13 protein-coding genes are annotated in these 13467 nt (G+C 48.9%); 5 read left to right on the forward strand and 8 right to left on the reverse strand.

Annotation, left to right across the window (positions count from 1 at the left end; translation table 11 throughout):
• Nucleotides 1-93: 93 nt before the first annotated feature.
• From AACU55_RS10795 to AACU55_RS10810, 4 genes are all read right to left on the reverse strand, one after another.
• Nucleotides 94-303: a hypothetical protein gene (locus tag AACU55_RS10795; protein WP_240785696.1), complete on the reverse strand. Its 210-nt coding sequence runs from the start codon at nucleotides 301-303 to the stop codon at nucleotides 94-96.
• Nucleotides 304-426: 123 nt separating this feature from the next.
• Nucleotides 427-792 (reverse strand): hypothetical protein, encoded by a 366-nt coding sequence (locus tag AACU55_RS10800; RefSeq protein ID WP_240785697.1) that lies wholly within the window; start codon nucleotides 790-792, stop codon nucleotides 427-429.
• Nucleotides 793-1104: 312 nt separating this feature from the next.
• Nucleotides 1105-1371, reverse strand: a complete 267-nt coding sequence (locus tag AACU55_RS10805; RefSeq protein ID WP_013578404.1) for a Txe/YoeB family addiction module toxin — start codon at nucleotides 1369-1371, stop codon at nucleotides 1105-1107.
• A complete protein-coding gene (locus AACU55_RS10810) occupies nucleotides 1368-1613 on the reverse strand; it encodes a type II toxin-antitoxin system Phd/YefM family antitoxin (protein ID WP_013578405.1) in 246 nt (81 codons plus the stop codon). Before AACU55_RS10810 ends, AACU55_RS10805 begins: the two co-directional genes overlap by 4 nt.
• A gap of 311 nt (nucleotides 1614-1924) precedes the next feature.
• Here AACU55_RS10810 and AACU55_RS10815 point away from each other — a divergent pair, with 311 nt between their 5' ends.
• Nucleotides 1925-2974: a tyrosine-type recombinase/integrase gene (locus AACU55_RS10815; RefSeq protein WP_134707011.1), complete on the forward strand. Its 1050-nt coding sequence runs from the start codon at nucleotides 1925-1927 to the stop codon at nucleotides 2972-2974.
• 91 nt (nucleotides 2975-3065) lie between these two features.
• On the opposite strand, the gene AACU55_RS10820 is transcribed toward AACU55_RS10815, so the two are convergent.
• The gene (locus AACU55_RS10820) at nucleotides 3066-3545 is read right to left on the reverse strand and encodes a GNAT family N-acetyltransferase (protein WP_014683045.1); all 480 of its coding nucleotides are present in this window, start codon (nucleotides 3543-3545) and stop codon (nucleotides 3066-3068) included.
• Nucleotides 3542-3802: a type II toxin-antitoxin system TacA family antitoxin gene (locus AACU55_RS10825; protein WP_134707012.1), complete on the reverse strand. Its 261-nt coding sequence runs from the start codon at nucleotides 3800-3802 to the stop codon at nucleotides 3542-3544. Before AACU55_RS10825 ends, AACU55_RS10820 begins: the two co-directional genes overlap by 4 nt.
• 150 nt (nucleotides 3803-3952) lie before the next feature.
• Between AACU55_RS10825 and AACU55_RS10830 the strand changes: the two genes are divergently transcribed.
• The 4 genes from AACU55_RS10830 to AACU55_RS10845 all read left to right on the forward strand — a co-directional run bounded on the left by AACU55_RS10830 (nucleotide 3953) and on the right by AACU55_RS10845 (nucleotide 11178).
• The gene (locus AACU55_RS10830; RefSeq protein ID WP_134707013.1) at nucleotides 3953-4327 is read left to right on the forward strand and encodes an MFS transporter; all 375 of its coding nucleotides are present in this window, start codon (nucleotides 3953-3955) and stop codon (nucleotides 4325-4327) included.
• A gap of 323 nt (nucleotides 4328-4650) precedes the next feature.
• Nucleotides 4651-6111 (forward strand): sensor domain-containing diguanylate cyclase, encoded by a 1461-nt coding sequence (locus AACU55_RS10835; protein WP_014683042.1) that lies wholly within the window; start codon nucleotides 4651-4653, stop codon nucleotides 6109-6111.
• 940 nt (nucleotides 6112-7051) lie between these two features.
• Nucleotides 7052-10579, forward strand: coding sequence for a pyruvate:ferredoxin (flavodoxin) oxidoreductase (gene nifJ, locus AACU55_RS10840; protein ID WP_134707015.1), 3528 nt, complete (start codon nucleotides 7052-7054; stop codon nucleotides 10577-10579).
• A 65-nt stretch (nucleotides 10580-10644) separates the two neighbouring features.
• The gene (locus tag AACU55_RS10845; protein ID WP_014683039.1) at nucleotides 10645-11178 is read left to right on the forward strand and encodes a flavodoxin; all 534 of its coding nucleotides are present in this window, start codon (nucleotides 10645-10647) and stop codon (nucleotides 11176-11178) included.
• A gap of 291 nt (nucleotides 11179-11469) precedes the next feature.
• Here AACU55_RS10845 and AACU55_RS10850 read toward each other — a convergent pair whose 3' ends face one another.
• Together AACU55_RS10850 and nifB are read right to left on the reverse strand one after the other, a co-directional pair.
• Nucleotides 11470-11985, reverse strand: coding sequence for a nitrogen fixation protein NifQ (locus tag AACU55_RS10850; protein ID WP_134707016.1), 516 nt, complete (start codon nucleotides 11983-11985; stop codon nucleotides 11470-11472).
• On the reverse strand, nucleotides 11985-13379 hold the full coding sequence (gene nifB, locus AACU55_RS10855; protein ID WP_134707017.1) for a nitrogenase cofactor biosynthesis protein NifB: 1395 nt from the start codon (nucleotides 13377-13379) through the stop codon (nucleotides 11985-11987). Before nifB ends, AACU55_RS10850 begins: the two co-directional genes overlap by 1 nt.
• Nucleotides 13380-13467: the final 88 nt, after the last annotated feature.

The raw sequence follows: 13467 nt of genomic DNA on the forward strand, positions 1-13467 counted from the left end.
ATTACATCATTGGTTATTACAGCCAGCTCAGACGCCACCAATATAACGGTGGCTTAACACCCAATGAGTCAGAGCGATTGTTCTGGAAAAACTCTAAAACTGTGGCCAGTTTTTGTTGACCACTTCAATCAGCCCTCCCATCCCACTCACAATCATTCCTCCTAGTCCACCATAACTGCCAGCAACAACGCCACCACCACCCGTCATGCCGGATGATGGAACGTTGCCATTGTTGCCGCCAGAGATATTTTCAACTTCACTCTTAGTTAGCAGACGCATATATATCCCTAATAAATTTTTCAAGAATATTCATTCTATTGGCTAGAGGTACGCCCTCGTGTGATCTGAGGCAACTTAATTAACATAGATACTTTAAAATTTAGGTGACAAACACAATGGAACGATGCTGGACGACTTGTGGCGTATTTAGGCAAATAATCCGTGTAGTTCGGAGTTGGCCTTGGCTGTTTCAACCAGGTGAGCCTGCAGCCGGCCGAGTTCGTGTGCACCGGTACCGTCGACTTCCAGACGTTCCGAAAGATCGGTCAACGCAACACTTGCGGTTTTGAGGGTGGATTCCATCTGTACAGCGATCATTCGGGCAATATTCGTGTTGGCCACTTCAGCATCGCCCAGTTGCGCTGTGCGGGATACAGAAATAAATGCGCCGGCGAGGACCAATATCAACAGACAGACAAACGCTGTAGCCAATATAACCAGAGTCGTAACAGGGCGTTTCATACCTCTCAGGCGGAGGAGATAGCGGTCCGAATCGCTGGAGGATGCATTCAATACAGTTCGCTCCTTCATTCAGTGAGCATGAAATCCGTGGGAGAGGTCTAGTATGGCATTAACCCAAAGTTTAGATGAGCTGTATCATCACAAATGGTTTTTTATCATCGGGTTATGATGAGGCGGTGTGTAAAGCGTACGGCTAACTTTACGTGGTTCTGTTTACACTTTAATGCCGCACCTGTAAAATAAATAAGTTAAGTTCGTATAATGCTATTTATGTTAAATTTATAACTTGTAATATGACTTTACTCAATCGAGTATTAATTTCATTAAGAATGGTTTTTACATCACCAGACGTTAGACTCTTGGCTAAACATCGTCATAATGATACCGGCAGGCAATTATAGTTAATTCATCATTTACCATGCTGTAAACAAGTCGGTGTTCTCTGTCTATGCGCCGGGAATAAAGTGCCGGATTTTTATAATGGCGCAACCGCTCTGGCTTACCAATACCGCCCAGTGGGTCGGCATGAATCGCATGTATCAGTATACGGATGCGCTCGAATATTTTGGCGTTACTTCCCTGCCAGTATTGATAATCGGCTGCCCCTCTCTTAGTGAATCGCGTTTTCATACTTCAATTTCGACAGTGTCACCGCGATCTAACTCAGCCAGCGATGCGTTAATATGTGCAGCGTTCGCAGGATTGCTGAATAAATATAGTGTTTCTAAAATAGCGTCATATTCGGCGGCGTCAATCAGTACAACATCAGGAGCATCACGTCGCAGAATACGCACGGGCTCGGCATTGTCGCTAACCTGCTGCATTGTCTCAGCAAAATGCTTACGGGCATCAGTAAACGTTAATGAATGCATTTTTTACCTTCCTGTCATATATATCACGCGTACAACTATAGCACTTGTACCTAATCAAGTACACCTTTTGATATAATGTTCACCCTGTTAACTTATGACCCAGACTGTAAGTTTCCAAGATAATATTTATAACTTTATATAATGGGACTTATATAAAGTTAGCTATTCGCTACAGTAGCTGATAATCTATCCAGTAGTTATTATGACCTTGCAGGTTTTGCTACGTGAAATCTGCAAGGGAAATCCCCTGCATCTTTCTCAGAATCCACGTAGCGTTGTCAGTGACCGGGAGTTCGCTTTTTAAGCTATATATGGGTAAATTGTCACCAACCAACCAGACACTACCTGCTATCCAGGCTGAAGAGGATGTTCTGGCGAGGCTTAAGGAATTTGTTCAAGACAAAGAGGCGTTTTCACCTAATACCTGGCGACAGCTGATGAGTGTTATGCGGATCTGCCACAGATGGTCGATTGAAAATAACCGCTCGTTTTTGCCCATGCTTCCGGCCGACCTTCGCGATTATCTGAACTGGCTGCAAGAGAGCGGTCGCGCTTCTTCAACGATTGCGACGCATGGATCATTGATTTCAATGTTACACCGTAACGCTGGCCTAATCCCCCCTAATACTTCACCGCTGGTTTTCCGCGCAGTGAAGAAAATAAATCGTGTTGCAGTTGTCACGGGTGAACGTACTGGCCAGGCCGTACCCTTTCGTCTTGAAGATCTGCTTGAGCTTGATGCGCTCTGGTCTGACTCGATATCGCTTCGCCATAAACGTGATTTGGCATTTCTGCATGTCGCTTACAGCACGCTGCTGCGTATCAGTGAATTAGCCCGTCTCCGTGTTCGTGATATCTCCCGGGCAACAGATGGCAGGATCATCCTTAATGTGAGTTACACCAAAACTATTGTTCAAACTGGCGGCCTGATCAAGTCCCTAAGTTCGCAGTCCTCCCGCCGGCTAACTGAGTGGATGTCGGTGTCTGGTATCAATGCTGAACCTGACGCCTTCCTCTTTTGTCCGGTGCACCGCTCTGGGAGTGCAACTCTTTCAGTCACCCGTCCGCTGAGCACGCCTGCGATTGAATCAATTTTCGCACAGGCCTGGCTTACGATTGGAGCAGGTGAACCTATAATTCCAAACAAAGGGCGCTATACGGCCTGGACTGGTCACAGTGCCCGCGTAGGCGCTGCACAGGATATGGCGGGACGTGGCTATGCTGTCGCTCAGATCATGCAGGAAGGGACATGGAAAAAACCTGAAACATTAATGCGTTATATCCGTAATCTTCAGGCGCATGAAGGTGCGATGACCGATATCATGGAAAAAAGCACTCTAGATCATAATAATACAAAATAACAAAAATCACACTTCATCATTATGAAGTATTACTTCATATTTAATGTTTTTCGATTTCATCACATGCTGTGCTTCATGGTCTTTGGAAACGCTAAAGGCGTAGCATTAATGTCATCGGATTAATTGGCGATGATGTAAAACCGTAGTGTTCATAAAATTGTTTAGCCGGTTCATGAAGTGCATGTACGAGCAATGCTCTGACCCCTGTGTTTTCAACAATTGAGCGAACTCGAAGAACGGCATCCTGTAGCAATGATGAACCTAACTTTACTCCTTGAGTGCGAAGGTCGACCGCCAGTCTTCCCAATACTATGACCGGAATAGGATCAGGCATATTACGCCGAACAGATCCTGCCGCTTCCCTGTGCGACACAGCACCGGCTGCGAGTGCATAATAACCAACAACACTTTTATCGTGAGCCGTGACAACAAAAGTACGACTTGCACCGTTTAAGTGGTTTGTCAGAGCGCGCCGTTTTAACCATTCATCTAACGTTGTTTCCCCACAACCGAAAGCGTCAAGGATATGTGCAGTTGTAAGTGGCTCAGGAGCAGACAATTGTAAACTCATGCCCAAGGCGCTTTAACTGCCATCAGACGTTCCAGACCTTGATATGCATTTTGAGGTGCGTCAAGCATCGCTGTGAATTCATGAAATTTCTCAGTATCTAACTGGAAAAAAACTTGGTCGAGCAGAATAGCCTGTGCGCGCTCACACGCTACTTCCAACATAAAATCAGATCGGTTTTTACCTAATAGGCTGGCAGCTTGATCTATGAGATCACGTTGTTCCGGCAAAGCACGCAAATTAATCGCAGCGTCACGCATTTTTTATATTCCTGTATTGACAATAGATATACATTATAAGATTGTATATCTATTGTCAATACACTATGCCTTTGGGCAATTCTCGATAGATGTGGAAGCACACCTGTTTTAATTCTACGCACTTTTTTCGGTGCATCAGGAATTGGAATAATGGTGCTGGGCCTGACGACGACGCCCATCGCAATGAAGCATTACGGTTTCGACTTGTCACAAATCGCCGCCGAGATCCAACTCTATATACTGAGCCGGTTTGTAACGTCGTTTTGCACAGGAAAACTGATCGACCTGTTCGGTGTCATTAAAAATAAGCTGACGGGTCTGCTTCTTATGCTTACCTATATTGCTCTGGCTGTTTCGGATGTCTTGTGTGGGATATTTGCCATTACATTAGTCCTGATGGGACTAGATTGGAATTTTCTCTACACCGTCGGAACCAGCCTGCTGGCAACGACTTACACCACGGGTTATGCTGGGGGGTGCATTATATGTTTTAATTACCGGAAGATATTTTTACGGGCGAGTTAGGAGCATTAAATTTCAAGATAAACAATGAATTAAACTTTTAGCGTGTTTTTTTACATCATTGGCCCTCAGCCTCCAATACGGTGCATAAATAAATGCTATACAGGAGTCTGTCGCTCAGTAGAACGAAATTCGTAATAATATTGCTGCGCCGTAACGGATCACGGGATCGCGAAACGGCTAGAATTATTGGCACGAGGGAGCACAGATGAGATCATTTAGGTTCAAAAGGGTCACTAACTAATAAGAGTAACAGGCCCGGCTTAGCTGCCTAGACAAAGTGCATTTACCATGTTTGCCATTAAAAGACATTTTAGGGAAATTGAATGAACAGCCCTTATTGGTTGACGAAAACACGGGTCATTATTTTATTTACTTTCATGCTATTAACCGCTTTTATGCTCATCAGCTGGAGCAGTTACGAAGTCGCTCGGCAATCCCTAAATAATGAAATTGAAGAAAATATCCTGCCTCTAACCAGCGATAATGTCTATTCAGAAATTCAGCAAGATCTGTTGAAACCCATTCTTATTGCATCTTTGATGGCTCACGATACTTTTGTTCGTGATTGGGTTCTAAATCATGAACAGGATCCTGATGCAATGATTCGTTACCTCAACGAAATAGACCATCGTTTCGATACTATTTTTTCCTATTTCGTTTCTGATAAAACCTACCGTTACTATGACCCCAAACGCATCCTCGAAACAGTCTCTGAAGAGAGTCTACGGGACCGTTGGTTCTTCCTAGTTAAAGCGCTGCCCGTGGACAAACCCTATTCGATTGATGTCCGTCCAGATCCAGAGGATCATACCCATCTTGATGTATTCGTTAACCATAAGGTCAATGACTATAAAGGTGACTTTATCGGCGTTACTGGTATTGGTATTTCAGTGGAAAAGATTAAGGTGCTGATTGAAAAATATGAGCAGCGTTATAGCCGGACTATCTACTTTGTAGATAAAAGCGGACAAGTAGTCCTGCATGGTCAATCCTTCCAACGAGCAGCGAATATCAGGCAGCAACCAGGATTAGGTCCACTGACTACCGCTATTCTTACTGTTCCCGGCGGAAGCTACCGGTATCAGGTCCAGGGGCAGCAAGTGCTACTCAATACTCGTTTATTACCCGAGTTCGATTGGTATTTGATGGTAGAACAAAGCAATCATCCTCTGGAAAAGGTGCTTTTCATCACGCTACTGAAGAACCTCAGCATCGGCATTGTGGTCAGTGTGCTGTTTTTATTACTGCTATGGCTGACCATCGGCGGATATCAGCGCCGGCTGGAGCAAATGGCCACCAAAGATAAGCTCACCGGAGTCATGAACCGCCAGGCATTTGAACATCATTTCCTGCGTATGCGTTCAAATATGTTGCAACAGGGCAAGCTGGCGAGCTTGACGATAATCGACATAGATTATTTTAAACCCATCAACGATCTTCACGGTCATAGCATTGGCGATCTGGCCATTGGGCACATCGCCAGGCTGATACAAACATCTCTGCGGTACACCGACGGCATGTGTCGCTGGGGGGGGGATGAATTTCTGGTGTTGATGCCGGAATGCAACGGTGAACAAGCTGTGGCGCGTATGCGAACCCTGTCCGAGCACATTGCACAATCACCGTTAATCTCAGGAAGCAAAACCATACCGATCACCATAAGCTGTGGAATTGCAGAGACCCAAGGCAATGAGGAACTGAGATCCTTGGTGGAGCGCGCAGATATTGCTTTATATCAAGCCAAGCGGCAGGGGCGGAATTGTGTCGTAAAAATGGATGAATAATCCGGCATGCAGCGGAGTGATGGGCTGCCGCGATGATGATACTGAACGTTTCTACATAAGAAGGCGATTTGCCTCAAATACTGCATATTATCAGCTAATGTTAATTGCTGCCCGGCACACGCCAATGCCAATAAAGAATGGCGTCTTGCTGACCTGCCCCTAGGATTAGATACAAGGCTCAGTTAGTAATGTCGGACCTTTGACCCGCTCCCTTAAAGCAGACATAAAAAAGCCCGGTATAACCGGGCATTGAGCATTATTTCAGAATGTTATAACGGTAAAGCAACTTCCCAAAATCTTGTTTCATACTAACAAAAAGCAGTATCTCAATATTCGTGCCGTCAAAATCGTAGAGCACACGATACTCACCTTCTACATCAAGCCTTTCACGCAACATCAAACTACGATCTGAAAGGTATACGTTGAAGCGATACCTCTGAGGATCTTCAGTAATGTTAGCAACAGATTCTGTTGTTAGCGGAATCAAAACGCAAAGATTTTATCTCGGTTAAAAGCATTGCGTTTGAGGATCTGTGCAAGCCGGATGTTATGGATTTTTGCGCACAGCAGTTCAGGCATTGCGCGCCGCTGATGTCCTACCTGTGTTTTGCACTTGAGCTGGATTTCTAAAACCCCGCTGAGAAAAACCGTACCGGCCATATTTTGCCGGGCTGAATTTCAGGCATAAAAAGACATCAGCTTGACTACAGTCTGAAAACCTGGGTGGATAAGTTCCTAAATCGGAGCGGATAATGTCAGTGTAGCGACAAGTTGCTAAGAAATGTGTGGCGAAACATTCAATTCCGACAAACCCTCCTGATAGACACCCAAAATTACTTCATTTAATTCAATGCATTAATGTAAATATCCCGTATGGCATGTCCCATGCTTGTTCCTTTCCAAACCTTGAATTGAGCAACATCAAGCTGGAGAGTGAGTCATGCCGAGAAAAATGAAAACCATGGACGGGAATACGGCGGCAGCCTATGTGTCTTATGCCTTCACGGATGTTACCGCGATTTATCCTATTACACCGTCAACTCCGATGGCAGAAAGTGTCGATGAATGGGCCGCACAGGGTAAAAAAAACCTGTTTGGTCAAACCGTAACAGTCATGGAGATGCAGTCCGAGTCTGGCGCTGCCGGGGCGATACACGGTGCCTTGCAAGCCGGCGCATTGGCCACCACTTATACCGCTTCGCAGGGGTTGTTGTTAATGACGCCTAACATGTACAAGATTGCCGGTGAACTGCTGCCTGCCGTTTTTCATGTCAGTGCGCGTGCTCTGGCAACCAACTCGTTAAATATCTTTGGGGATCACCAGGATGTCATGGCTGTTCGCCAGACCGGTTGCGCCATGCTGGCGGAAAGCAGCGTCCAGCAGGTGATGGATCTGGCGGCGGTGGCACATCTGACCGCCATCAAAGGACGTATCCCGTTTATCAACTTCTTTGATGGTTTCCGTACCTCTCACGAAATTCAGAAAATCGAAGTTCTCGATTATGAAGAACTGGCCGCGTTGCTGGACTGGGATGCTGTTACGCGTTTTCGTCAGAATGCGTTACATCCGGACCATCCCGTCGTACGCGGTACGGCGCAAAACCCGGATATTTATTTCCAGGAGCGTGAAGCGTCGAATAAATTCTATATGGCTCTGCCGGAAATGGTGGAGTCATACATGGCCAAAATCAGTAAGCTCACCGGCCGCGAGTACCACCTGTTCAACTATTACGGTGCGCCGGATGCTGGCCGGATGATTATCGCGATGGGGTCGGTGTGTGAAACCATTCAGGAAACGGTGGATTACCTTAATGCCAGCGGAGAGAAAGTCGGCGTGCTGACCGTGCACCTTTACCGACCTTTTTCCCTGAAGCATTTCTTTAAATACATTCCGAAAAGTGTCAGTAATATTGCCGTTCTCGACCGGACTAAAGAGCCGGGTTCACTGGCGGAACCGCTGTATCTCGACGTGAAAAGTGCGTTTTATAACAGCGACTGGCGCCCGGTGATTGTCGGTGGCCGCTACGCGCTGGGCGGTAAAGATATTCTGCCTTCTCATATTATTTCTATCTTCGATAACCTGCTTTCTGAACGTCCGCGCGATGGCTTTACGGTGGGGATCAACGACGATGTCACCTTTACCTCATTGCCGCTCTCAGGTCGTGATCTTGATACCTCAGCCAGCGAAACGACCGCCTGTAAATTCTGGGGACTGGGTTCAGACGGGACCGTCGGGGCCAATAAAAGTGCCATCAAAATTATCGGCGACAAAACCGATATGTATGCGCAGGCCTATTTTGCTTATGACTCTAAAAAGTCCGGCGGCGTCACGATGTCGCATCTGCGCTTTGGTCATAGCCCGATCAAATCCCCGTATTTAATCGATAAAGCTGATTTTATTTCATGCTCACAACAATCCTACGTTAACAAATATCACCTGCTGGCAGGGCTGAAACCGGGTGGAACCTTCCTGCTAAACTGTAGCTGGGATGTTGCGGAGCTGGACGAAAAACTGCCCGTTGCCATGAAGCGCTATATCGCGGCATACGATATTCAGTTTTATATCGTCAATGCCGTAGGAATAGCCCAGAAACTGGGGCTGGGCGGGCGCTTTAATATGATCATGCAATCGGCTTTCTTCAAACTGGCAGACATCATTCCCCAGGCCCGCGCAGTGGAATACCTGAAACAAAGTATTGAGCATGCGTACGGTAATAAAGGTCAGAAAGTTGTCGATATGAACAATCTTGCGGTGGACAGCGGCATTGAATCGGTGGTGAAAATCAGCGTGCCGCAGGCGTGGAAGCACCTTGAGGACAACGTGGTGCCACACAAGATGCTGCCTGCATTTATTAAAGATATTCTGATCCCGATGAACCGTCAGGAAGGGGATTCGTTGCCAGTCAGCATTTTTGATGGCATCGAGGACGGCACCTTCCCGTCCGGCACGTCGGCATATGAAAAACGCGGGGTGGCGATTAACGTGCCTGTGTGGCAGACGGACAAATGTACCCAATGTAACCAATGTGCCTTTATCTGCCCGCATGCGGCTATCCGCCCTGTCCTGATTTCTGAAGAAGAGAGGCAAAACGCACCGGCAGGGTTCAGCGCCAAACTGGCCAGCGGAACAACAGAAGATGCCTGGTACCGCCTCGCCGTTTCTCCGCTCGATTGCTCCGGTTGCGGTAACTGTGCGGATGTCTGCCCGGTCAAAGGCAAGGCGCTGTCGATGCAACCGCTGGAATCGCAGGAACACGAAATTGAGCTGTGGGAATATGCGCTCAGCCTGACACCCAAAGCCAATCCGCAAAATAAATTCACCGTGAAAGGCAGCCAGTTTGAACAGCCTCTGCTGGAGTTCTCCGGCGCCTGCGGGGGTTGCGGTGAAACGCCTTACGCCAAACTGGTGACTCAGTTATTTGGCGACAGAATGATGATTGCCAATGCGACCGGATGTTCATCGATCTGGGGCGCGAGCGCACCTTCTATTCCTTATACCACTAACCACAAAGGGCAAGGGCCGACCTGGGCCAACTCACTTTTTGAAGATAACGCCGAGTTTGGCCTTGGCATGCTGCTGGGTGTGGATGCGATTCGCGATACCCTCGCCACACAGGTTAAAGCGGCGCTCGACAATGCGCCGGATGCGCCACTGGATGCAGAACTGTCAGCCTGTCTGAGTGACTGGCTGGCAAATAAAGATCAGGGCGAAGGCACCCGTGAGCGGGCTGAAAAAGTAGTGGCACTTCTGGCTTCGCAGACACCAGGGAAAAATCCGCACACCGACAGTATCTATGCCCACCGCGATTATCTGGCGAAGCGTTCTCACTGGATATTTGGCGGTGACGGCTGGGCCTACGATATCGGCTTCGGAGGGTTGGATCATGTGCTGGCATCGGGTAAGGACGTCAATGTTCTGGTATTTGATACCGAGGTCTATTCCAACACGGGCGGTCAGTCGTCTAAATCGACGCCAGCGGCAGCCATTGCGCAATTCGCTGCCAGCGGCAAGAAAACCCGAAAGAAAGATCTGGGCATGATGGCGATGAGTTACGGCTACGTGTATGTCGCACAAATCGCAATGGGGGCCGACAAAAATCAGACATTGCGGGCAATTGCCGAAGCCGAGGCGTATCCGGGACCTTCCCTCATTATAGCTTACGCGGCCTGCATCAACCACGGTTTGCGTATCGGTATGGGATGCAGTCAGCGTGAAGCCAGGCGCGCTGTCGAGGCAGGATATTGGGCTAATTACCGTTATCACCCGCAACTGAAAGAGGCCGGTAAAAACCCGTTCATTCTCGATTCTGAGGAACCTGAAGAGGATTTCCAGGCGTTTCTGGCAGGCGAAGTGCGCTACTCGTCATTGAAAAAGCTGTATCCGGAATTTGCCGAGTCTCTGTTTAAAAAGACCGAAGACGATGCACGCGAAAGACTTGAAGGCTATAAAAAACTCGCGTCATCCTGAGAGAAAACGGCGAGTCGTCATGGCACTAATCTTTTAATAAACATGAGATATATCAGGAGATGATTATGGCTACCATCGGTATTTTTTTTGGGTCTGATACCGGACAAACAAGAAAAGTTGCGAAGCTTATACACCAGAAACTAGACGGGATTGCCGACGCGCCCCTGGATGTCCGGCGCGCAACCCGCGAACAGTTTTTATCCTACCCGGTCTTGCTGTTAGGTACGCCAACACTGGGCGATGGGGAGCTACCTGGTGTGGATGCAGGCAGTCAGTACGACTCCTGGCAGGAGTTCACCAACACGCTGTCTGAAGCTGATCTGAGCGGTAAGACGGTGGCATTGTTTGGGCTGGGCGATCAGCTTAACTATTCCAAAAATTTTGTTAGCGCAATGCGGATCCTCTATGACCTCGTCATTGAGCGTGGCGCCTGTGTTGTCGGTAACTGGCCGCGTGAAGGCTATAAATTCTCGTTTTCCGCTGCACTGCTGGAAAACAATGAGTTTGTCGGCCTGCCACTGGATCAGGAAAATCAATACGACCTGACAGAAGAGCGTATTGACACTTGGCTTGATAAGCTTAAACAAGCAGTGCTTTGACCCTCCGGTGATGGCACCTCTGCAAAAAATATAAAACCAGCCGTCTGGCTTAATGCTGGTCACTTAAGCATTTTTATGAATACAAATTCATTTTTGTGCTTCAAAGGATAATGAAGGAATCAGGCTTATAGCGCTATTTTTCTTCATCGAAGGCCCAAATTCACGGGCCTCATTTCCTTAAGTGACTGGCATTAGCCGTCTGGCTGGTTTTGTTCTGTCGGCGGGTATCCGGTTTTCGCATATTATCTCTGGTCATTGCGGATGAAATACGCAGAACCTGAGGCGCTGCGCCTAATCTTCCGGCGCAAAACAGGTGTTCCATTCGCAACATTCATTACAGCTTGGTGAACGGCAGACGATTTCTCCCAGCGACTGCAGGCATTGCTGGCGGTAGAAGAACTTTTTCCAGCGCATGTTCTGGTGATTCATCCTGACCAGTTCGGGAAAGCAATCGGTCATCAGGTCGCGCAGTTCAGCGCGGGAATCCAGTCCCAGATCCTGCCACAGATGGTCAAACCCCATCGATGCTGTGGCGATCAGTTCATGCATCGGCGCGGCCTCCGGCACCAGTGACTGTGCGAGCCACTGCGCCAGTTGTTCCCGCTCACAGGTGCGTGCCTGCTGTAACAACCCGAGCAGTTTTTGCTGCTCGAGTTGTAACGTTGAAAGCACAGGCGCAGCGCGTCCGGTATGTTGCAGTAAAGCCTGCCAGGCGATGTCTCCCAGCCCCATCTGTGGCGGAAAACGTGAGCGTCCGGTCAGGTGCAGTGACAGCAACCGGCTTAACCACCCCTGCGCGCCGTTCATTACGCCACCCCGCGAATGCTGATTTCACCCCCGGCCAGCTTTCGTTGCTGCCACCATTGCGCCAGCACGGTTTCTACCGGCTGCCAGGCGCCGTCCACCTGCGGCTCAATGCCCGCCGCTTCCAGACGTTTCCACGGCGTCAGGCCAATGCGGGCACAGAATACCGCTTTGACATCTGCCAGCAGTTCCAGCAATGCATCCATGTTCTGCGCCGCATCTTCCGGCTCGCAGTCATCCGGCGAGCCGCAATAGCGTGGCGTAAAACGCTGCCCAACCTGCATCACACCTGCCGCCGACAGGCTGTACAGCGTAAAACGATCGGCGTGACCGAAATGCTGATCAACAGCCTGCCCCTGTGACGTTGCGACCGCCACCAGACAGGCGTCCGCTTCTTCGGATTCGCCCTGCGATACAATACTTGCGTGAAGCTGTGCGCGCTGATGCAGCACCGGTAAGTAAGGCGGTGGGTTAACCGGCAAGGATGCCAGCGGGAAAGCCGCATTGCGGTCCTCACCCAGCATGCCGATGGCGTCTGCGCGGCACTGATGGCAGTGCGTCATCTGCGGCATCGAAATACCGCAGGATTTTCGCACCGAGGCCACCATATCGGCATCCGGTTCCTCCTGCCCGTTCAGCCCGAAAACGGTGCCATGTTCCGGACGTGAAATCAGCGGCATGATGTTATGCAAAAACGCGCCCCATTCGCCCGCCTGCTGGCTGACCGCCTGCATATGCTGGTCGTTAATCCCCGGGATCAGCACCGAATTGATTTTAACCAATACACCTTTTTCAATCAGCTTTCTGATGCCTTCAGCCTGCCGTTCGATCAGTAAGTCTGCCGCCATCCGCCCGGTATAACGCTCACCTTCATAGCACAGCCAGGCATAGATTTTTTCGGCGACTGCCGCATCAAGCGCATTCATGGTCACTGTCACGTGATCCACACCTATATCCACCAGCCGGTCCACCACATCCGGCAACATCAGGCCATTGGTGGAAAGACACAATTTGAGATCCGGCAATTGCTGGCGCAGCAGTTCGAGGGTCTGGAACGTACGACCAATATTGGCCAGCGGATCGCCAGGTCCGGCAATACCGACCACGGAAAGTTGCGGGATCGCCGCCGCCACCTGACGGGCTTTGGCGACAGCCTGCTCGGGAAGCAACAATTCCGACACGACACCCGGACGTGATTCGTTACTGCAATCATATTTGCGGTTGCAGTAATGGCATTGCAGATTACAGGCAGGGGCGACGGCCAGGTGCATACGGGCAAAGCGGTGATGCCCGCTGACGGAATAACACGGATGTTGCGCCGCTTTACGGGCCAGTTGTTCATTTACACGGGACGGGCTTTGGCCGGAGCAACCCGCAGAGGAAGGACAGGATGTCATAGCGGTAAACCTTAATCAGCAGAAGGTTCTGAATATTTGCAAAAGTTATACCGCCGGGAAAATGATAAAAATTGTTATTTATTAGAAC

The organism is Rahnella sp. CJA17(1/100) (assembly GCF_963881615.1).
Taxonomy (GTDB): Bacteria; Pseudomonadota; Gammaproteobacteria; order Enterobacterales; family Enterobacteriaceae; genus Rahnella; species Rahnella aceris.

What these genes read in the sequence shown, in the direction of transcription:
- AACU55_RS10810 (WP_013578405.1), bottom strand. Translation starts at nt 1,613, where the DNA reads ATGCATTCATTAACGTTTACTGATGCCCGTAAGCATTTTGCTGAGACA.
- AACU55_RS10815 (WP_134707011.1), top strand. Translation starts at nt 1,925, where the DNA reads ATGGGTAAATTGTCACCAACCAACCAGACACTACCTGCTATCCAGGCT.
- AACU55_RS10835 (WP_014683042.1), top strand. Translation starts at nt 4,651, where the DNA reads ATGAACAGCCCTTATTGGTTGACGAAAACACGGGTCATTATTTTATTT.
- nifB (WP_134707017.1), bottom strand. Translation starts at nt 13,379, where the DNA reads ATGACATCCTGTCCTTCCTCTGCGGGTTGCTCCGGCCAAAGCCCGTCC.
- AACU55_RS10825 (WP_134707012.1), bottom strand. Translation starts at nt 3,802, where the DNA reads ATGCGTGACGCTGCGATTAATTTGCGTGCTTTGCCGGAACAACGTGAT.
- nifJ (WP_134707015.1), top strand. Translation starts at nt 7,052, where the DNA reads ATGCCGAGAAAAATGAAAACCATGGACGGGAATACGGCGGCAGCCTAT.
- AACU55_RS10845 (WP_014683039.1), top strand. Translation starts at nt 10,645, where the DNA reads ATGGCTACCATCGGTATTTTTTTTGGGTCTGATACCGGACAAACAAGA.
- AACU55_RS10805 (WP_013578404.1), bottom strand. Translation starts at nt 1,371, where the DNA reads ATGAAAACGCGATTCACTAAGAGAGGGGCAGCCGATTATCAATACTGG.
- AACU55_RS10820 (WP_014683045.1), bottom strand. Translation starts at nt 3,545, where the DNA reads ATGAGTTTACAATTGTCTGCTCCTGAGCCACTTACAACTGCACATATC.
- AACU55_RS10830 (WP_134707013.1), top strand. Translation starts at nt 3,953, where the DNA reads ATGGTGCTGGGCCTGACGACGACGCCCATCGCAATGAAGCATTACGGT.
- AACU55_RS10850 (WP_134707016.1), bottom strand. Translation starts at nt 11,985, where the DNA reads ATGAACGGCGCGCAGGGGTGGTTAAGCCGGTTGCTGTCACTGCACCTG.